The following is a 19,889-nucleotide window of genomic DNA, read 5'->3' as shown; positions in this document are numbered from 1 at the left end:
AAATTTACGATAAACCGTCGATCTTGCCGTCTGCATCTATCTTCATATTAACAGCAGCTGGCACTTTTGGAAGTCCTGGCATTAGCATGATCTTACCGCAAACTGCGACTATAAAGCCAGCCCCGGTTCTAATATCAAGGTCTTTTACACTAAATGTAAAGCCCTTTGCTCTACCCAAAAGCTTCGCATCGTCGCTAAATGAATACTGAGTTTTTGCGATACAAACTGGCAAATGGCTCAAATTTAGCTCATTTATCATCTCAAGCTTTTTAAGAGCGGCTTCCTCAAAGACCACCTCACCAGCTCCATAAATTTCCTTAGCGACCTTTTCTATTTTAGTTTTCGTATCGTCGCTCATCTCGTATGTGAAATTTATCTTGCTTGGCTTATCGCACGCTTTTAAAACTAGCTCGGCAAGCTCAAGCGCACCTTTACCGCCTTTTAAGAAATTCTCACAAACTGCCACTTCTACACCAAGCTCACGGCAGTACTCTTTTACAAAATTTATCTCTTCATCGGTGTCAAAGCCAAATTTGTTAAGCGCCACAACTACGTTTTGTCCAAATTTTCCTTTTAAATTTTCGATGTGTCCACCAAGGTTTTCGATACCTTTTTTAAGAGCGTTCATATCTGGTTTTGTGATCTCATCTTTGTTTGCTTCGCCGTTATATTTTAGCGATCTGATCGTACTTACAAGCACCACAGCGCTTGGTTTGATGTCAGCAACCCTGCATTTTATATCTAAAAATTTCTCGGAACCAAGCTCTGAGCCAAAGCCAGCTTCAGTGATGACGTAGTCAGCTAAATTTAGAGCTGTTTTTGTTGCGATGACTGAGTTGCAGCCGTGCGCGATGTTTGCAAATGGACCACCATGCACGAGCGTAGGTGTGTGCTCAAGCGTTTGAAATAAATTTGGCTTAATTGCATCTTTTAAAAGTATACAAACAGCGTCTTCGCAGCCTAGATCACGCACATAGATAGGCTTTTTATCACTATCGTAGGCGACCATAATATTTGCCACGCGCTCTTTTAGATCAGAAAGGCTCGTAGCTAGACAAAGCACAGCCATGATCTCACTTGCAGCGGTGATATTAAAGCCATCTTCTCTTGGCACGCCGTCCGTCCTACCGCCTTGTCCCACAGTGATAAATCTAAGCGCGCGGTCGTTCATATCCATACAGCGCTTCCATAAAATTTTCTCGATTTTTAGTGGATTTTCTTGATAAAGGCTATTATCTATCATGGCAGAAATGAGGTTATTTGCCGATGTTATCGCATGAAAGTCGCCAGTAAAGTGTAAATTTAGATCCTCCATCGGCGCAAGCTGCGAGTAACCACCACCTGCTGCTCCGCCCTTTATGCCAAAAACTGGCCCAAGAGATGGCTCGCGAAGTGCTAGACAAACCTTTTTACTAAGTAAATTTAGTGCGTCGGCTAGACCAATCGACATAGTCGTTTTACCCTCGCCGTATGGGGTTGGGTTAGTAGCGGTAACCAAGATGAGCTTTGAGTTTGACGGCTCAAGCCTTGGAGAAATTTTTGCCTTATATTTGCCGTAAAGTTCAAGCTCGTCTTCACTTAAGCCTAGTCTTGCAGCAACTTTACTGATGTGTTCTAGTTTCGTTTGGTGAGTTATCTCGATGTCGCTTAGCATTTACCACTCCAAATATGTTTTTGCTTTTTTTATCTCACTGATGTTGATCTCAAAGATTCCCTCTTCGTTTTCAACTGCTATGCCCTCTTCGTCTGCTTTTACAAGCCTTCCTGCAAATTTCTCAGCCTCGGTTTGAACTTTAACTAGCTCACCAACGCTCGCTTTAAAGTGAGATGGCTTGCTAAGCTTTCTCTCAAGACCAGGCGAACTAACTTCGAGGTTATAATCCCCACTAACTGGCGGTGTCACGTCAAAAATAGGTGAAAGCAGACGACTTACTTTTTCGCAATCATCTAGGCTAACTCCGTCTTTTTTTGTGATGTAAACTCTAAAAATAACCCTGCCATTTTCATTTGCGATCTCGCTGTCGTAAAGCTCTACGCCGCATTCGCGTACTAGTTTGTCTAAATTATCCATTTTTGTTTAAATCCTTTGAAATTTTATCAAACAACTTATCCATATGGTTTTGATACTCTAATCTATCGTCAAATTTAAAGTGAAAATTTGGGCATCTATACCAGCCCTCAGCTGCCATGCAGTGGTTTTGCAAATGCCTACAAACTCGCTTTAAATGCCCCAAAATATACTCTTGTTCACGCTCATCAAATGCCATTTTATCAAGATAAACAAAGGCGTCGTATCTACCTTTTTTACACTCGACATCAGTGACACAAAGCCCCTTTAAAATGCTATCTTCAAGAGTAGCTAAAGCCTCTGGGATGAGCTCTTTTAGCACACTCTCTGTTCTCATACGCTTTATTTCGTTAGCGTTCATAGAGTAGCTTTCTCCTTGACTTCTTTAAAGCTTTCGATGTAGTCGTTTTCTCTAATATCATTGAAATTTTCGATACCAACGCCACACTCATAACCTTTAGCGACCTCTTTGACATCATCTTTGAAGCGTTTTAGTGAGCTTACTAAGCCCTCATAAACGACCACGCCTTCTCTAATAAGGCGAATTTTTGCGCCTCTATTTATCGTGCCTTCAGTGACGATACATCCAGCAATAGTTCCAACTTTTGGCACATGGATCACTTGACGAACCTGAGCTTGACCAAGCTGCTCTTCTCTGATGATCGGTGACATTAGTCCGCCCAAGATCGCTTTCACGTCGTCAATTAAATTATAAATAACATTATAAGTCTTTATCTCGACACCGCTCTCTTTTGCCTTTTCTTTTATCTCGCCAGTTGGTCTTATGTTAAAACCAAGGATTATGCAGTCTTCGCTCGCACTAGCAAGTGCTACGTCGCTTTGCGTGATGCCGCCAACACCAGAGTGGATGACATTTACTCTGATCTCATCATTTGCTAGTTTTTCTAGGCTTGCTTTTAGTGCCTCAAGTGAGCCACCAACGTCAGCTTTGATGATGATTGGAAGCGTCTTTAACTCACCCTCAGCAATCTTAGCACTAAGCTCGTCAATACTAACTTTTGTACTCTTACTAAGCTCTTTTTGGCGGATATATTCAGCTTTTTTCTGCGCGTATTCACGAGCCTCTTTATCTGTTTTTACACCTATTAGCGTCTCGCCAGCCTCTGCTATTTCGCTAAGACCTACTATCACACCACATTCGCCTGGTTTTATATCTTGCAAAGGCTTACCTTGGTCATCAAGCAAGCTTCTTATCTTTCCATACGCAACGCCTGCTACGACAGTATCTCCAACATGAAGCGTACCATTTTCAACGATGATAGTAGCGACTGGGCCACGACCTTTTTGAAGCGAGCTCTCGATGACAGTTGCTTTTGCATTTGCTTTTGGATTTGCTTTTAACTCTAAAAGGTCAGCTTGTAAAAGCACGATCTCTAATAGATCATCTATACCCATGCCTGTTTTTGCAGAGATTGGCACAAATTCATATTTTCCGCCCCACTCTGTTGGCATGATATCAAGCTCAGCAAGACCAGTCTTTACTAAGTCAGGATTTGCTGACTCTTTATCCATTTTGTTTATCGCGATGATTATTGGTACACCAGCAGCTTTTGCGTGGCTGACCGCCTCTTTTGTTTGTGGTTTTACGCCGTCATCTGCTGCAACAACGATGATAACTATATCAGTTACACCAGCACCTCTTGCGCGCATAGCAGTAAACGCTTCGTGACCTGGGGTGTCAATAAATGTGATGTTTTTGCCGTTTTTATTTACCATATAAGCACCAACATGCTGAGTGATACCACCAGCCTCTCCTGCTGCTACACGTGATTTTCTTATGTAATCAAGCAATGAAGTTTTACCATGATCAACGTGACCCATGATGGTTATGACTGGTGCTCTTGGCTGGAGATTTTCATCGTCTTTTATCTCTTCTTCATAGGCTGCTACGTAGTCAAATTCTTTTTGATCGTCGATGATATTAACCTCTACATTAAACTCATCAGCTAAAATTTCGATCGCATCTTCATCCAAAAAGTCATTTTTAGTTGTCATCATACCAAGCATGAAAAGCTTACCAATAATCTCGCTTGGCTGTTTGTTTAGCTTTTCAGCAAATTCATAAACACGAATTTCTTTTGGAATACTTATAGACGTCACAGCTTCATTGTTTTGTTTATTTTCAGGCTTTTTGTGTTTTTTTCTAGCTCTTCTTTGTATGCCACCTTCGCCAAATGAATTTATCGTATTGTTGACCGTAGTTCTCATAACATTTGGCTGTTTTGTCTTTTGAGCAGGTGCTGGTACCGGAGTTTTAAAACTAAAATCAGGAAGAACAACTACATCTTCATCTTCTAGTACAATGTCACCAAAATCACTTCCGCCAAGTAGATCCATCTTCTGAGTGTTATCCTTTTTACTTGCAACAACTACTTTTTTATCTTTTTTCTTTTTCTTAGCTAAATTTTCATCATTTGCTGAAAACATACTTTTAAAATCGCTTATATTAGCTATGCTTGGCTCAGGCTTTTTCTCTTCTTTTGTAGCAATTGGCGCTTCATAGTCTTTTTTCTTTTTTACTATCACAAGGCCACGTCTTTTTTGAGTCACATCGGCCAAGCTCTCTTTTGGCCTTGGAGCTTCGACTTGTTTTTGCTCTACTTTTATTTCTTCTTTTTTAGGCTCAATTTTTTGTTTTTCTTCTAAAATTTGTGCCTCTTTCTTAGGCTCAGCTTTTACCGACTTTGACTCAGTTTTAGTAGTAGCTTTTTTAGGTTCACTTTTTTGTTTTTCTTCTTTTTTTACTGACTCTTTTTCTACTTCTTTTTTAGGCTCTTTTTTTGGTTTAGGTTCACTCTTTTTCTTTTTAAATTTATCTGGTATCACGCCAGTTTGAACATATTCATATATAGCTTCGGCCTCTTCAAGGCTAACTGCATTTGAGTGAGTTTTGACTTTTAATCCTAGCTCTTGAGCTTTTTCTACTATCTCTTTACTTGGATAGCCAAGCTCGTTTGCGATCTCTGAAATCCTAACATTGCTCATTTAAGAGTATCTCCTTTAACTTCGGTGCATCACAAATAAGAGCACCTTTAGTTTGTTTATCAATTATTTTTTTTAAAATTTTTATATCTTTTTGTATACATTTGTCACACAGATAAAAGCTACGACCATTTCCTTTGCCATGTTCTAAATTTTTACCTACCAAGCGGTATCTTTTTAACAAGCTCTGAGAAATTTTAATTTTACAAGCGACGCATGTCCTTACAGGATTATTTTTGTTCATTATATCTTTTTAAACTTGTTTTTAGCTTTGCGTAATTTCGTATCCATCGTTATCAAATGAAAAAACCTCAACCCTAAAATCACCAAATTTACTCTTTAAAATATCTCGTAAATTTTTAGCATCATCTTTGTAAGCGATATTTAAAAAGCTTGAACCTGAGCCTGAAAGCGTGCTCATTAAAGCACCATTTTCATAAGCTACTTTTCTAACTTCAAAAAGTTCTTCTAAAGCGTGCATTCTACGCTCTTCATGCATCAAATCTTTGCTTGCTATTTTTAAGAGATCATACTTTTTTTCATAAAAACAAGACGTTAAAAAAGCGGCATGAGATAAGTTATTTACACACTCTTTCATCGTATAGTTCTTTGGTAAAATTTGTCTTGACGAGGATGTACTCATCGGTTTATTTGGGATAACAACTATTGCTTTTATCTCATCGCTTAAACTTATTTTATTTGCGTAAACATTACCATTTTTTACGATCGCGCTGATAAATCCACCGTGAACTGCTGGCGAGATATTATCAGGATGGGTTTCATAGATGATAGCTTTATTTAAAACTGTCTCTTTGCTTGCCTTAAAGCCAGCCATTTCGTACGCTGAAGCAATGGCCCCAACGATAACAGCGGAGCTACTGCCAAGCCCCCTTGAAAATGGGATATTATTTTCAAAAACGACTCTAAAATTTTCATTTTTACCAGTTAGCTCAAAAAAAATTTCATTAAAAATACTTAAGAATATATTGTTTCTCTTTAAATTTACACTTCCACTGCCTTCGCCGTTTATCGACACTGAGCTAAATTTTGCTGGCTCGATTTTCACACTATTAAAAAGCTTCAAACTAAGCCCCAAAGCATCAAAACCAGGACCCAAATTTGCACTTGTTGCAGGCACTAAGATGTTCAAAATTTCTCCTAAACTGCTTGGATGATATAATCTGGAAGTGTATCTGAATTTAGTTTTAATTCATCTAAATTTAAAGGCAACCTAAATCCTACTGGCTCCACTTTTTCAAGTGAAATTTTGCCATCTTTTAAAACAAAACTTAAATTTTTATTTGCTCTTATAGCTTGGTGACCATTTAAACTAAAGCCACTAACGGCGTAAAATTTGCAGCCTTTAGCCAAAGAAAATGTTTTTAATATTACATAGGCCACCTTTAGCCCCATAAAACTGCCTGGCGTATTTGCATAGATAATTTTTGTGATATTAAATTTAGAGGATAAATTTTCTAAGATCTTTATCAAAGCTTCACTGGCATGTTCATCAGTCGTAATTTCATCAAATTTTACGCCGTCTTTATAAACTCCAACCAAGAGCGGAGTCGATAAAGAGACAACTAAAATTTCAATATTTTCTATGCAAATACCTTTTGATACTCTTTTAGAAGTTCGCCATTTAGAGTTGCGATCTCGTAGTTTTTCTCATCGGACATCAAAGCAAGAGTTAATTTGTGATTTAGGTCATGGCTTCCAGCAAATGCTGTATAATCGCCCAATAAAGGCGCTCCAAGCAAGCTTAAATCACCAATCGCATCTAAAATTTTGTGCCTTACAAACTCATTTTCAAATCTCAAACCTTCTGGATTTAGGATATGCGTATCATCAATTGCCACGGCATTATCAAGCGATGCACCAAGAGCTAAATTTTGAGCTTGTAAACGCTGTAAATCTTTCAAAAATCCAAAAGTTCTAGCACGAGCTATATTTTTTATAAAAGAGCTTTTACTAAAATCAAAAACATATCTTTGTTCACCAATAACTGGATGATCAAATTTTATCGTATAGTCAAATTTTGGACTTCTTGAAGGTGAAGTTTGTACAAATTTAGAACCTTCAACAACCTCAACTTCACGGCGGACAAGAATTACTTTTTTACCGGCATCAAGATATCTTATGCCAGCCTCATCAAGTAGCATGCAAAAGCTTATTGCACTACCATCCATGACGGGAATTTCATTTGCATCAACAGAGATTCTAATATTATCAATACCATAACCATTTATGGCTGACATTAGATGCTCAATCGTACTAATAAAGCCTTTCTCGTTGCCAACAACGGTTGCCATCTGCGTATTTATCACATTTTTAGGTTCAGCTTTAAAACTAATACCAAGATCTTCTCGGTGCAAAATAATACCAGAATTTGCATCAAGAGGTTCTAGTATAAGTCTTATCGGCTCACCTTTATGAAGCCCTATACCAACGGTCTCAACGCGTCTTGCGATAGTAGTTTGTTTCAAGAATTTTCCTTATACTTTTAATCCGCTTATGATAGCACTAAAAAATCAATTTTGCAAATTTTTTAGTTCTTGTCTATCATCGCTTTTGCAGCATCTAAAACACTTGTGATATTGTCCTTTATCCACTTTTTATCCATCCATTGTTGTGGTCTCACCTCTTCGCCTTGGACTAAAATTCCAAAGTGAAGGTGATCTCCAAGTGCAAGACCACTAGTTCCAGTAGTGCCTATCTGATCGCCAACTGCCACCATATCGCCCTCTTTTACTCTAGTGCTTGAGCAGTGTCCATAAAGCGAATAAAGCCCAAATCCATGATCAATCACAATATTTAATCCATAAATTCCATTTTCAGATGCAAGCACGACACGGCCGGCATTACTAGCTATTATAGGAGCCGCTGCCACACTTGCAAAGTCTATTCCCATATGCCATGATTCGCTTACTTGCTCGTTATTATATGTATAGTACCTATGATCGGCGAAGTCAGCCACTTTTTTACCATTTCTTAGTGGATAAAATGGTGTCACACTAAAGCCAGATAACATCTCATCACCAGGATTTGTAGTAAGTGCTGTTATTTTTTCTTCGTTTGAATTTCTAAGCGTTTCATTGACAAATCTCATTTTCTCAAGCCTTGAAAGCGCGCTTGGATCTTTTGCATACTGATCAGTTAGATCGACTATTTTGCCATCTAAAAATCTATCGTTTAATGCGATAGTTGAAGTTTTATACTTTACATTTTCATAAAAATATCTAACATGTGACTTGCTCTCATTGCCTGCGAAGTCCCTAGCAATAACTTCTGCACTAAAATTTTCAACCTGAACTGGCCAAGCAACAAGTGCTGCATAAAAGCCCTCTTTATAAAATGGAACAGCCTTAAATTTCTTACCAAAATTTGTCTGGACATAGACCTCTTTTAGCTGATTATCAGTTGCTCTAAACACCACAACAGCACTACCACCTTTTGAGATAGAATAAGACTGCGAAAGCACGTAAAGATCAGGCTTTGAAGTATCAAGCACTACTTCAACCTTTTTGCTAGCTTTATTGCCAGTAAAAAAGCTCCATTTACTAGTATCTACAGCTTCGATATTCATCTCATAGGTATCTTTTTGAGCAAAAAAGCCAGTCTTTGGAAAGGTTAAATTTACATCAAGCTCGGTACTTGGATTTTGTATGATTTGATTTAATAAATTTAGATCATTTTTCCCATCATTCATACTAATTCGTACAAATTTTATACCACTATCATCTTTAAATTTGATATTCATTGGGGTTCTAAGATTCCAATAAACTTTATCAGCAACACCGATTATCGGCTCATTTCGCTCAAAATCTTTTGACATCAAAGCATAGCCAAAACCACCGGCTAAAATTAAAATTAGCAAAAGCACAACAATACCAAAACCGCCTATCCCACGTCTATACATATATTTTTACCTTAAATTCAATTTGCAAAATTTTACACGTAAATCAATAAATTTTTAGTTAATTACAAAATTTCTCTTACGGCTCTAGCGTCGCTCATCCAAGCAAAAAGTTCATCCCAGCGTTCATCTTTTATGAGATCTTTGCACAAATTTAGCTCTTTTTCAAACATATTTATAGCTTCAACAACATTATTTTTATTTTGCTTAAAGATATCGCTCCACATAAAAGGCGAACTCTTTGCGACACGTATCATGCCTTTAAATGTCGGTCCTCCAAGTGCTACGATGTGCCTTTTATCCTCTTCTTTTAAAATTCCACTAGCAAGCGAAAATGCAATCGCATGAGGCAAATGTGAAATAAGACCTACGTGATGATCATGCTCTTTTGCGCTCATGAAAATGATCTTCATACCAAGGCAAGAAAACAACTCAACGCTTCTTTTTACATGTTTTTCTGCGCTTTCTGCAAAGTCACAAACAATAACAGTTGCCCCTGTGTAAAGTGATTTGAAAGCAGCCTCTGGACCAGAATACTCGGTACCTGCCATTGGGTGAGCTGGAATGAAATTTTTACGAATTTTTTCTGGTACTGCCTCGATAATCTTTTGTTTAGTTGAGCCAAAATCAATGATAGTTGTATCTTCGCTGATATCAGTTAAATTTTGCACGATGCTCACGATAGCCTCGACTGGTACAGCCAAAAAGATGATGTCACACTTCTTTTTCATCTCGTCAATGCTTAAAATTTCATGCACCAAGCCAAGTTCTAAGGCCTTTTTGCTATGATTTTCGTCTTTATCGTATCCGCTAACACAAGAGATTAATTTTTCATCTTTTAATGCTAGCCCAAGTGAGCCACCCATAAGACCAAGTCCGATGATACCTATTTTCATAAAAAACCTTCAAAATTATAAAATTTAAATTTATTAAAAATAAAATATGATATTATACGCACTTATACTAAAACTCTAGGTTAAATTTAATGAGAAAGAAATTATTTTTATTAGCATTAGCTTTCAGTGGCCTAAGCGCACAAACAATCCAGTCAATAAATTTTAAAGGACTAATTCACCTTTCGCCTGAAGTAGCAAGCCAAATAATGGGCTTAAAAGTCGGTCAGGATCTGACCCCAAAGCTTAGCGATAAGGCGATCACAAATTTATACAAACAAAACTATTTCGACGATATCTACATAGAAGATACAGGCAATGGCAATCTTTTAGTAGCTGTAAAAGAGAAGCCAAGTATTGCTAGGGTCGATCTAAAAGGTGTTGTAACAAATGATAAAACTGCCATAGAGTCGCTAATTAACATCAAACCTGGCAATATGTACGATGAGCTAACTATCGAAAAAACAAAAGAGAGAATTCGCCAATATTATGAGTCAAAGGGCTATTTCGATACCGTTGTAGACGTAGAAAAACAACCAGTCACAGACAATGACAGCTCACTTTTTATAACACTCAACATAAACCGCGGCGAAAATATGATAATCAAAAATGTAAATTTAGTCGGTGCAAAAGAGTTTGATTATGACGATATAGAGCCGGTAGTTGCAAACAAAAGTAGAGAATTTATGGGCTGGCTTTGGGGCAGAAATGACGGTAAAGTTAAACTTTTTGAGCTTGAAAATGATCCAGCAAGAATACAAGACAAATATTTCCAAAAAGGTTATTTAGACGCGACTATTTCGTCACCTTATTTAAATTCATCGTTTGATAATTACACAGCTGATCTTACTTATTATGTTCATGAAGGTGAGCCTTATAAGGTTTCAAATGTAAGCATTACGGCACCTGAAGAGCTAGAGCTTGACACTAAAAAGATTATAGATGACTTTAGGCTTGAGGCTGGCGATACGATGAACTCAGCAAGACTTCGCCAAGATATGAAAAAGCTTGATGATATGGTTGCTGATAAAGGTTATGCATTTGTAAAAGTCTATCCAAAGACTGATAAATTTGATGAAAATAAAACTGTCGATATTGATTATGAAGTAGATCCTGGCGAAAAAGTATATATAAGAAATGTTCAAATTTCAGGAAATGATAGAACTGTTGACCGCGTTGTAAGACGTGAACTTTATCTAACTGAAGGAAATTTATATAGCAGGACTGACCTTCAAGACTCAAAAGATGCACTAAAAAGAACAAGCTACTTTGATGACGTTGAGATAGAAGAAGATCCGGTTGATAAAAATACAGTTGATCTAAAAGTAAAAGTAAAAGAGGCTTCAACTGGCTCAATAAGTGGCGGTATCGGATACGGTAGCAGCGACGGACTACTACTAAACGCTGCACTTTCTGACACGAATATCTTTGGCTCTGGTCTTCAAGGGCAAATAAGCGTAGATAAAAGTGACAGAGAGCTTTCAGGTCAGATAAGTCTTACAAACCCAAGAATTTTTGACTCAGAGTATAGCCTTGGTGGAACTCTTTACGCAAATGACTATGACTGGAGAACATATAAAGAGAGAAGCTATGGATTTAGCACAACACTAGGTAGAAAACTAACTAGAAATTTAAGTGCATCACTTACTTACAACATTGAGCAAAGCAAAATTACCTTAAAAGATGATGAACTAAGAGATATCAACACAAAAACCAAAAAAGAAATTTATAGAGAAGGTAAAGCCATAAAAAGCGCTATAACTCCGGCTTTAACATATAACAGCACTGATGATTATTACTTGCCAAGACGTGGCATTATAGCTAGCACATCATTTGAGATAGCTGGGCTTGGTGGCGATATAGACTTTATCAAAAATCGCACAAATTTCAACTACTATCTAGGTCTTATAGAGTACATCGACTACGATCTTATCTTAAGATATAAAGCAAGCTTTGGTAAAATTTGGGAAAGAGGTTATACTCCGATCAACGAAAGACTTTACCTTGGTGGCATAAGAAGCTTACGTGGTTACGAGAGCAGAACTGTATCTCCAAAGGTAAAATATAATGGCGACTACTACGAATACGGTGGCGAAACTTCATTTAATAATTCAGCTGAAATAAGCTTCCCTATAATAGATCGTGTCAAAATGCGTGGTGTTGTATTTTATGACTACGGTATGATCGGTGAGAATATCCTAAATGAGATAAAAAGATCTTCAGTTGGAACTGGTATCGAGTGGATAACTCCTATTGGACCACTTCAACTAATCTTTGCAAAAGCTCTTAAACCTAAAGAGGGCGATGATACAAATACATTTGAATTTACTATCGGAAGACGCTTCTAACAAGATATTTTTTAAAGGGGCCAACTTGCCCCTTTAAACCTCTACAAATAAACAAACTTTAAGTCATATAAGAAAAAGCAAGGCAAACATTAGATATAATCCCACAATTTTTAATATAAGTGGGTAAAAATATGAATTTCTCAGACATTTTTTCAAAGATAAGAAAAGCTCAACCTCGTCCAGAAGAAGCACCTACACACTGGGTGAAATGCGATAATTGTCACTCACTGATGTACTACAAAGAAGTTGAAGCTTGTTTTAATGTATGCCCAAAATGCGGCTATCACATGAGATTAAAAGCTACCGATCGCATAAATTTGATCTGTGATGAAGATAGCTTTGTAGAATTTGACGCAAATTTAAAACCGGTAGACCCATTAAATTTTGTTGATAAAAAATCATACAAAAAAAGAATTACAGAGAATAAAGAAAAAACAGGACGCACAAGCTCCGTGATATGTGGCGAAGGTAAATGCGATGGACAAGAGATCCAGCTAGTTGTTTTTGACTTTGGCTTCATGGGTGGTTCACTAGCTTCAGTTGAGGGAGAAAAGATCGTAAGAGCGATAAAACGAGCAATAGAAAAACGCCAAGCTTTAGTCATAGTGAGTGCTTCAGGTGGCGCTAGAATGCAAGAGAGTACATTTTCTTTGATGCAGATGTCAAAGACTTCAGCGGCTTTAAAACTACTTGATGAAGCAAAACTACCTTACATCTCGATACTTACTGATCCGACAATGGGTGGCGTTAGTGCCTCTTTTGCTTGGCTTGGAGATCTAATAATCGCCGAACCTGGCGCATTGATAGGCTTTGCTGGTCAAAGAGTCATCAAACAAACCATTGGTGCTGATTTACCAGAGGGATTTCAAAGAGCTGAGTTTTTGTTAGAGCATGGCTTAATCGATGCTATTGTGCCAAGAAGCGAACATAAAAAATATATAAGCGATATGGTTAAATTTCTCACAAATAACAAGACAATACATCAAAAAGATTACCAAGATGAGAGCGGAAATAACTTTGAACTAAAGCTAAAAACCAAAGGCTAAATTTGGAAATTTCAGTTTTTAGCATTCAAAAATCATCACGTGACAACTTTGAAAACGAGATACAAGAATATATAAAAATGAGTGCAAAATTTGCCAAGGTAAACGATAAAATCTTTTTCAATGAAAAAATAGCAAAAGCTCAAAGTACCGGAAAAAGCGAAGCATTAAGAGCTTATGATGAAATTTACGAGCCAAATTTAAAGGGCTTTTGTGTGATGCTTGATGAAAATGGCTTGCAACTTGACAGCCAAGAATTCGCACAAATTTTAAACTCAAATTCACAAATTAACTTTTTCATAGGTGGAGCTTACGGCCTTAGCCAAAATTTAAAGAATAAAGCGCAAAAAATCATAAGCTTGAGTAAGATGACGATGGCGCATAAGGTTGCCAAGCTTGTACTTTTTGAGCAAATTTTTAGAGCACTTTGCATAAATGCAAACCACCCATACCACAAATAAAGGAATATAAATGACACAAACTGAGCTAAATTTTTTTAAAAAATTACTCGAAGAAAGAAAATTACAGATCAAAAAAAATATCTATGATTCATCTGTTGAAGTAAATGGCTTAAGAGATAGTGGTGTAAGCGATGAGTTTGATATAGCCTCAGTAAATACAGACCAGCTAATAGAGCATTCGATCTCGACGCAACAAAGAGCGGAGCTATCAGAGATAGATGAAGCACTAGAGAAGATAGCAAATAAAACTTATGGAATTTGTGATATGTGCGAAGAGGAGATCAGTATACCGCGACTTAAAGTAAAACCGCATGCAAAATACTGCATAACTTGCCGTGAAATAATCGAAAAAACAGCAAAAAACTAAGGAGAAAATATGAAAACTAGAAAATTTCTCGTCTATTGCATAATCTACATAGTAGTTGTTGCAGGGCTTATTTATTCTCTTAATAGTTCTGATTACACATTTGAGCTTTTAGGCCAAACTATAACTTTGCCAATTGCTATTTGGGTCGCTCTTCCAGTAGCTGTTTTAGCACTTCTTGCCCTACTTCATATCGCTTATCATGGATATGCTTTTTATAGATATAAAAAATGGATCAAAAAAGATAGCCAGCTTTATAAAGATTTAGCCAAAGAGACGCTTCTTGGCTTTGAGAGCAATAAAGACTTTAAAACCGACACTTACAAGATCGCCTCACAGCTTACTCGTTCTATCTCACCAGTAGGCGAGCTTAAAGATGTCGGTGTAGATGATGCCGAGATAAACAATATCTTACAAACTATAAAAAGTATAAAAAATAAAGAGATCGTCGATCTAAAGAAATTTAGACTAGCAAAAGATAGCAAGTTGAATATCCTAAATGAGCTAAATAAAATCGAGCAACTACCTACTTATTATCTTGACATACTTAAAAATCAAGATCAAAACGAGAGCCTTAAAAAAGCTGCATTTGATAAACTCATAAAAGTAGCTTCTTTTAGCGAAATCAAAAGATTAAATTTTGAGCTAGCAAGTGAAGATATAATGCTTATTATTACCCGATTTGTAAATGACGAGATCGATCTAAGCAGTGATGAAATTTTTGATCTTTTAAACAACGTAAAAGTGACAAAAACTCAATACGACAAAGCAGCCATAATGCTTAAAAATAAGCTAAAACCAGACGCATTTATCGGCATCTTTGAGAAGCTAAAAAGCATCCATGCTGATGCTGATGAGGCTTACGTATATGCGCTATTTGAGCTTCAGATGCTTGATAAAGTAAGAGAGGCTATCGAAGGTAGCGACCCAGATGAGTTTAAAGAGATAAAGGTCTTGCTGTTTTTACGAGATAACGGCAAAATGGTGCCTAGCTCGTTATTTTTTAAATGATAGACTTTAGCAAAAAGCCACTTTTCTTAGCACCTCTTGCTGGCTTTTCTGACTTGCCACTAAGAAGCGTAGTTAAGAAATTTGGCTGTGATGTCACTGTTAGCGAGATGATCAGCGCAAATGCCTTGGTCTATGAGAGTAGTGACAAAACTCTTGAAATGCTTAAAAAATCCTCAAACGAAGAGCCATACGTCGTCCAGATAGCTGGCAGTGACATAGAAAATATAAAAAAAGCCGTAAAGATAATCAATAAATTTGATGGGATTTATGGGCTCGATCTAAACTGCGGCTGCCCTGTGCCAAAGGTCGTTAGACAAGGTGCGGGATCGGCTTTGTTAAATGATCTTGACAAACTTCAAAATATAATCTCAGCCATAAAAAGTGTCTCAAACAAAGAGAGCCTAAGCGTTAAATTTAGACTTGGTTTTAACGACAAAAATGAAGAAAAGATAGCAAAAGCATGCGAAGAAGCCGGCGCAAACTACATCGCGGTACATGGTCGAACCAGAGCTGGGGGATACAGCGCAAAGGTTGATTACGAAGCGATCGCTAGAGTAAAGGCGAGTGTAAAAATTCCAGTCGTTGCAAATGGCGATATAAATGCACAAAATGCAGATGAAATTTTAAACCTTACAAAGTGTGACGCCCTAATGATCGGCAGAGCAAGCATCGGCAACCCTTGGATATTTCACGAGATAAAGACTAGAAATAGCGTGGATAAGACGCTAAAACAAGAGATCATACTGGCTCACTTCGACGCTATGATCGAGCACTACGGCGAGCACGGACTTTGCATATTTAGAAAGCATTTGCATCAGTACAGCAAGGGCATCGACGGTGCAACAACCTTTAGAAACGATATAAATTTCATCAAAGACGTGACAGCGATGAGAGAGCGCATAAGGGAGTTTTTTGCCTAGATGCAAGGCTACATCCTGCGTGTGCAAAAGGTCAGAGACGAGGACCTTTTAGTCTTTGTGCTAACACCAAATTTGCTCGTAAAGTCGTATAGATTTTTTGGCGCACGCCACTCAAATATCATGACTGGCTATAAGATTGACTTTGAGCTAGAGCAAGAGGCGAAATTTCTACCAAAGCTTAGAAGCATACTTCACCTTGGCTTTAAATGGCTACTAGAGCGCGATAAGCTCATCATTTGGCAGCAGTTCATGCGCCTACTTTATGATCATCTAAAAGAGGTCGAGCAGCTCGATGAAATTTATTTTAATGAGCTTGATCGCTGCGCCAAACAGATGCAGCTACAAAATCCAAAACGCCTTATCATCGAAAGCTACGTTAAAATTTTAGAGTATGAAGGTAGGCTTCACAGCGAGCTTGAGTGCTTCATCTGCGACGAGGAGATAGAGAGCGAGCTTTGCTTAACTCGTGGTTTTTTACCCTCTCACAAGCACTGCCTTGATAGGAGCGAATTTGACACTAGCAAGATCAAAAATTTGTTTGATACAAAAAGTACGATCGAGCTAAATGACGATGAGATAAACCGTCTTTATAAAATTTTACTTGACGGACTTTAAACTCTATTATGATGATTTTTTAAGCCTCAATTTTCTAAGTTATAAAAATTCTAGCCAGTAGCTTTTTGCACTAAATGCTTTTGTATTTGTTGTATATGACAGTTTTGATTTATGCACAAGTGCAAAAATTTTATCAATTCATACATTTTTTATTTATTTTGATACGAGCTAATTAAAATAGAAATATTTATAGCTTGCTTCTTGGGATTAGTCCCAAAAAGCAAGTAAAATTTTACTCTTCACTACTGCTATTGAGAGCAAAAAAAGTATCAGTATGAATATTTTCAAATGCTGCTTTTAGCGAAGTAAAAAGTTTTGGATTTTCTTTTTCTAAAGTCGCTAAAAGCTGTTTGGTTTCATATCTAGCATGCGGCATCTTCACGTCAAATCTCATTGCAGGGCATGCTTCGTCACCGATGACTCTCAATTCGTTTTTGATAGCATTTTCGCGAAGCTGTCTCTCGCGAACGAAGATAAACGGTCTAATAACTGTAATGCCATTTTTTGCAGTATATTTTGGAGCAAGCGTCCTTAGTACACCATTATAGGTAAAGTTCATAAAAAAGCTCTCCGCTGCATCATCTAAATGATGAGCAATCGCGAGTTTATTAAAACCATGCTTTAAAGCGTAAGTATAAAGATAACCTCTTCTCATACGAGAAAAGAAACTACAAAAACTGGAATTCTTACGGATTTTCTCTTTTGAAATTTCAAAGATTGAGCTATCTATCACTTCATGCTCTATTCCGTGCTCATTGCAATGCTTCGTAAGATAAGCATAGTCCTCACCCATGCCATAACTTAGAGTTACTGCTTTAAACTCAAATTTCTCAGGTGTGACGTTTTGAATATGCTTTAGTACGTGAGCGAGTGCGAGGCTATCTTTACCGCCACTAAGGCCAAGCAATATCTTATCTCCGCCCTCTATCATCTTGTATCTGGCATTTGTCTGACCAACTTGCCTAAGAAGCCTTTTACTAAGCTCTATCATAAATTTTCTACCATTTCAAGTATAAATTTTGCACTAACATTTGCTGAATCTTGCAAAAATTTATCAAAGTCAAACTCTGCTGCATCACCAGCTCCATCGCTGATAGCTCTTAGTATAAAAAATGGCACACCAAGTGTTTCGCAAACTAGTGCAACGCTAGCACCTTCCATCTCGGTAGCACTCGCATTAAATATCTTTTTAATCCAAGCTTTCTTTTCATTATCGCAAATAAACTGATCTCCGGTCGCAATAATACCAGCGCTTAAGCTCATATCTTTTTTATCAGCTATCTTTTTTGCCAGTTCATTTAGTCCTTCATCGCTTTTGACAAATATACTTGTGCCTGGCACATAGCCATAAGGATGGCCAAAAGCCGTGATATCAAGATCATGTTGCACTAAGCTAGTAGCATAAAGCATATCGCCTATTTTTAAACTCTCATCAAGCGAGCCAGCTACGCCGGTAAAGAGCAACTTTGAGGCCTTAAATTTTTCTATCATTAAAGTTGCCGTTATGGCTGCATTTACCTTGCCTATCTTTGAATAGGCAATGACTAGCTCTTTTCCTTTGTAGTTTGCTAAGTAAAATTTATTATTTGCATATTGAACAGTTTTATATTCACCAACCATTTCAAGAATCGGCGTTATCTCCTCTTGCATAGCTCCAAGTATCGCTATCATCTCTCCTCCAAAATTTTCACAACTTCTTCAAGACTTGCCATATCAGTAATACTATAAGTTGGCTTTTCGGTAATTTTTTTATTGATGCCCTTTAACGTCGCAGCACCAAGCTCGATAAAACAATCAACATCGTTTTCATAGTTTTTAATGCTTTGTTTATAGCAAACTGGTTTTATTAGCTGCTCTTTTAGTAGGACTAGTGCTTCACTTTTATCGGTATAAATTTTAGCATTTACATTTGAGACAACAGGAGAAAATTTGGTAGCCAAAGTACTCTCAAGCTCGCTTGCCAGTCTAACACTAGCTGGCTCAAGTATCGGACAATGACTTGCTACTGACATATTTAAAAGCATTGCTCTTTTTGCGCCAGCTTCTTTAAATTTTGCTTCATAGCTAGCAAGATCAGCTCTTACACCAGCGACAACGATTTGTCCATCGCAGTTGTAGTTTGCAGCATAAATTTGTAAACCTTCTTCTCTTGCTTTTTTACAAATTTCTTCAACCACTTCATCACTAAGTCCGAGGACTACCATCATACCAGCATCTTTACCAACACAAGCCTCTTGCATAAATTTACCACGTAAATTTACAAGCCTAATCGCATCAATAAAATTAAATGCTTCGCTAACTGCAAGAGCGGTAAATTCTCCAAGTGAGTGTCCAAGACTAAATTCTGGTTTTTCTTTAATAAAATTTGAAAAAGCCAAATAAGTCATTAGTGAGTTTAAAACGATAGCTGGCTGAGTAAATTCTGTTTTATCTAACTTATCGTTTTGTGTAAATAAAAGCTCCTCGTAATCAATGCCAGTGTCATTACAAGCATCATTTAAAAGCAGTTTAGCAGTAGAAAAATTTTCGTAAAAGTCTTTTCCCATACCAATACTTTGCGAGCCTTGGCCCGCAAAAACAAAAGCAAATTTTTTCATTTTAGCTTCTTAGTGATGGTGATGTCCGTGTCCACCGCAACCGCAACCGCCATCCTCGTGTCCGTGTCCATGACCACCGCAGCACTCATGTTCATGCTCATGATCGTGACCACCGCAACCGCAAGTATGAGCCCCAGCTACCATGCCTGTTGCTTTTTCATCTTCTGTCGCATCTCTAACTTCTAAAACTTCAACATTAAATAGTAAATCTTTACCAGCATATGGGTGATTAAAATCAACTGTTACTTCGTCATCTTTGATCTCTTTAACAATGACACGAACACTTGAGCCATCCTCATTTTGACCAAAAAGCTCCATTCCTTCATGTAAATCTATACCAGCAAATTGCTCTTTTGGTAACGACTGAATGGCTTCGTTATTATATTCACCACAACCCTCTGCTGCCTTTACGCTTATAGTTGCTCTTTCGCCTGATTTTAATTTGCTTACTTCTTCTTCAAGCTTTTCTATAATATGGCCATGCCCTGTTATAAACGAAATTTGGCCACCTTCTTGCATGTTTGACTCTAAAATTTCACCAGTATTAGCATCTTTTAGTTCGTAAAACATAGTTATAACTTGATCTTTACTCACAATAATCTCCTTAGATTTGGTTTTTTGATTAATGTGGGATTATATCTAAAAAAGAT

21 protein-coding genes are annotated in these 19,889 nt (G+C 37.4%); 7 read left to right on the top strand and 14 right to left on the bottom strand.

What is annotated here, in order from left to right:
* Positions 1 to 4 precede the first annotated feature (4 nt).
* The 10 genes from G5B98_RS02300 to G5B98_RS02255 all read right to left on the bottom strand — a co-directional run bounded on the left by G5B98_RS02300 (position 5) and on the right by G5B98_RS02255 (position 9,883).
* Complete coding sequence (locus tag G5B98_RS02300) at positions 5 to 1,654, bottom strand: formate--tetrahydrofolate ligase (protein WP_196087066.1); 1,650 nt, start codon at positions 1,652 to 1,654, stop codon at positions 5 to 7.
* Positions 1,655 to 2,071, bottom strand: a complete 417-nt coding sequence (rimP, locus tag G5B98_RS02295) for a ribosome maturation factor RimP (protein ID WP_103618240.1) — start codon at positions 2,069 to 2,071, stop codon at positions 1,655 to 1,657.
* The gene (gene rbfA / locus G5B98_RS02290; RefSeq protein ID WP_021090755.1) at positions 2,064 to 2,429 is read right to left on the bottom strand and encodes a 30S ribosome-binding factor RbfA; all 366 of its coding nucleotides are present in this window, start codon (positions 2,427 to 2,429) and stop codon (positions 2,064 to 2,066) included. Before rbfA ends, rimP begins: the two co-directional genes overlap by 8 nt.
* The gene (gene infB, locus G5B98_RS02285; protein WP_196087065.1) at positions 2,426 to 5,074 is read right to left on the bottom strand and encodes a translation initiation factor IF-2; all 2,649 of its coding nucleotides are present in this window, start codon (positions 5,072 to 5,074) and stop codon (positions 2,426 to 2,428) included. The genes rbfA and infB overlap by 4 nt, the downstream gene beginning before the upstream one ends.
* The gene (locus G5B98_RS02280) at positions 5,061 to 5,315 is read right to left on the bottom strand and encodes a hypothetical protein (protein ID WP_103580415.1); all 255 of its coding nucleotides are present in this window, start codon (positions 5,313 to 5,315) and stop codon (positions 5,061 to 5,063) included. Before G5B98_RS02280 ends, infB begins: the two co-directional genes overlap by 14 nt.
* 21 nt (positions 5,316 to 5,336) lie before the next feature.
* Positions 5,337 to 6,221, bottom strand: coding sequence for a homoserine kinase (gene thrB, locus G5B98_RS02275; protein WP_151227441.1), 885 nt, complete (start codon positions 6,219 to 6,221; stop codon positions 5,337 to 5,339).
* Between the two features lie 8 nt (positions 6,222 to 6,229).
* Positions 6,230 to 6,631 (bottom strand): glycoprotease, encoded by a 402-nt coding sequence (locus G5B98_RS02270; protein ID WP_196087064.1) that lies wholly within the window; start codon positions 6,629 to 6,631, stop codon positions 6,230 to 6,232.
* A gap of 41 nt (positions 6,632 to 6,672) precedes the next feature.
* Entirely contained in the window at positions 6,673 to 7,557 is an 885-nt protein-coding gene (lpxC, locus tag G5B98_RS02265) for a UDP-3-O-acyl-N-acetylglucosamine deacetylase (RefSeq protein WP_151227440.1), read from the bottom strand.
* 62 nt (positions 7,558 to 7,619) lie between these two features.
* On the bottom strand, positions 7,620 to 8,990 hold the full coding sequence (locus G5B98_RS02260; RefSeq protein WP_196087063.1) for a M23 family metallopeptidase: 1,371 nt from the start codon (positions 8,988 to 8,990) through the stop codon (positions 7,620 to 7,622).
* Positions 8,991 to 9,052: 62 nt separating this feature from the next.
* Positions 9,053 to 9,883 carry a prephenate dehydrogenase gene (locus G5B98_RS02255; protein ID WP_084108777.1) on the bottom strand — a complete coding sequence of 277 codons (831 nt, stop codon included), beginning with the start codon at positions 9,881 to 9,883 and terminating at the stop codon, positions 9,053 to 9,055.
* A gap of 89 nt (positions 9,884 to 9,972) precedes the next feature.
* Here G5B98_RS02255 and bamA point away from each other — a divergent pair, with 89 nt between their 5' ends.
* The 7 genes from bamA (at position 9,973) to recO (ending at position 16,642) form a co-directional block, all read left to right on the top strand.
* Positions 9,973 to 12,228 carry an outer membrane protein assembly factor BamA gene (gene bamA / locus G5B98_RS02250; protein WP_196087062.1) on the top strand — a complete coding sequence of 752 codons (2,256 nt, stop codon included), beginning with the start codon at positions 9,973 to 9,975 and terminating at the stop codon, positions 12,226 to 12,228.
* A gap of 131 nt (positions 12,229 to 12,359) precedes the next feature.
* Positions 12,360 to 13,274, top strand: coding sequence for an acetyl-CoA carboxylase, carboxyltransferase subunit beta (gene accD, locus G5B98_RS02245; RefSeq protein ID WP_087578667.1), 915 nt, complete (start codon positions 12,360 to 12,362; stop codon positions 13,272 to 13,274).
* A gap of 2 nt (positions 13,275 to 13,276) precedes the next feature.
* Complete coding sequence (locus tag G5B98_RS02240; RefSeq protein ID WP_196087061.1) at positions 13,277 to 13,732, top strand: 23S rRNA (pseudouridine(1915)-N(3))-methyltransferase RlmH; 456 nt, start codon at positions 13,277 to 13,279, stop codon at positions 13,730 to 13,732.
* Between the two features lie 10 nt (positions 13,733 to 13,742).
* A complete protein-coding gene (dksA, locus tag G5B98_RS02235) occupies positions 13,743 to 14,099 on the top strand; it encodes an RNA polymerase-binding protein DksA (protein WP_035167251.1) in 357 nt (118 codons plus the stop codon).
* A 9-nt stretch (positions 14,100 to 14,108) separates the two neighbouring features.
* Positions 14,109 to 15,107 carry a LapA family protein gene (locus tag G5B98_RS02230; protein WP_196087060.1) on the top strand — a complete coding sequence of 333 codons (999 nt, stop codon included), beginning with the start codon at positions 14,109 to 14,111 and terminating at the stop codon, positions 15,105 to 15,107.
* Positions 15,104 to 16,027, top strand: coding sequence for a tRNA dihydrouridine synthase (locus G5B98_RS02225; RefSeq protein WP_196087059.1), 924 nt, complete (start codon positions 15,104 to 15,106; stop codon positions 16,025 to 16,027). The genes G5B98_RS02230 and G5B98_RS02225 overlap by 4 nt, the downstream gene beginning before the upstream one ends.
* Positions 16,028 to 16,642: a recombination protein RecO gene (recO, locus tag G5B98_RS02220; protein ID WP_196087058.1), complete on the top strand. Its 615-nt coding sequence runs from the start codon at positions 16,028 to 16,030 to the stop codon at positions 16,640 to 16,642.
* Positions 16,643 to 16,874: 232 nt separating this feature from the next.
* Here the strand turns inward: recO and G5B98_RS02215 are convergent, their stop codons facing one another.
* The 4 genes from G5B98_RS02215 to G5B98_RS02200 are packed head-to-tail and all read right to left on the bottom strand — an operon-like array spanning position 16,875 to position 19,839.
* Positions 16,875 to 17,633 carry a tRNA 2-thiocytidine biosynthesis TtcA family protein gene (locus tag G5B98_RS02215; protein ID WP_196087057.1) on the bottom strand — a complete coding sequence of 253 codons (759 nt, stop codon included), beginning with the start codon at positions 17,631 to 17,633 and terminating at the stop codon, positions 16,875 to 16,877.
* The gene (locus G5B98_RS02210; RefSeq protein ID WP_103559657.1) at positions 17,630 to 18,313 is read right to left on the bottom strand and encodes a 5'-methylthioadenosine/adenosylhomocysteine nucleosidase; all 684 of its coding nucleotides are present in this window, start codon (positions 18,311 to 18,313) and stop codon (positions 17,630 to 17,632) included. Before G5B98_RS02210 ends, G5B98_RS02215 begins: the two co-directional genes overlap by 4 nt.
* The gene (gene fabD, locus G5B98_RS02205; RefSeq protein ID WP_196087056.1) at positions 18,310 to 19,239 is read right to left on the bottom strand and encodes an ACP S-malonyltransferase; all 930 of its coding nucleotides are present in this window, start codon (positions 19,237 to 19,239) and stop codon (positions 18,310 to 18,312) included. The genes G5B98_RS02210 and fabD overlap by 4 nt, the downstream gene beginning before the upstream one ends.
* A gap of 9 nt (positions 19,240 to 19,248) precedes the next feature.
* Positions 19,249 to 19,839: an FKBP-type peptidyl-prolyl cis-trans isomerase gene (locus G5B98_RS02200; protein WP_223155480.1), complete on the bottom strand. Its 591-nt coding sequence runs from the start codon at positions 19,837 to 19,839 to the stop codon at positions 19,249 to 19,251.
* Between the last annotated feature and the right edge of the window lie 50 nt (positions 19,840 to 19,889).

It is taken from the genome of Campylobacter concisus (assembly GCF_015679985.1).
GTDB lineage: Bacteria > Campylobacterota > Campylobacteria > Campylobacterales > Campylobacteraceae > Campylobacter_A > Campylobacter_A concisus_AC.
This window is presented reverse-complemented; position numbering and strand designations above follow the sequence as displayed.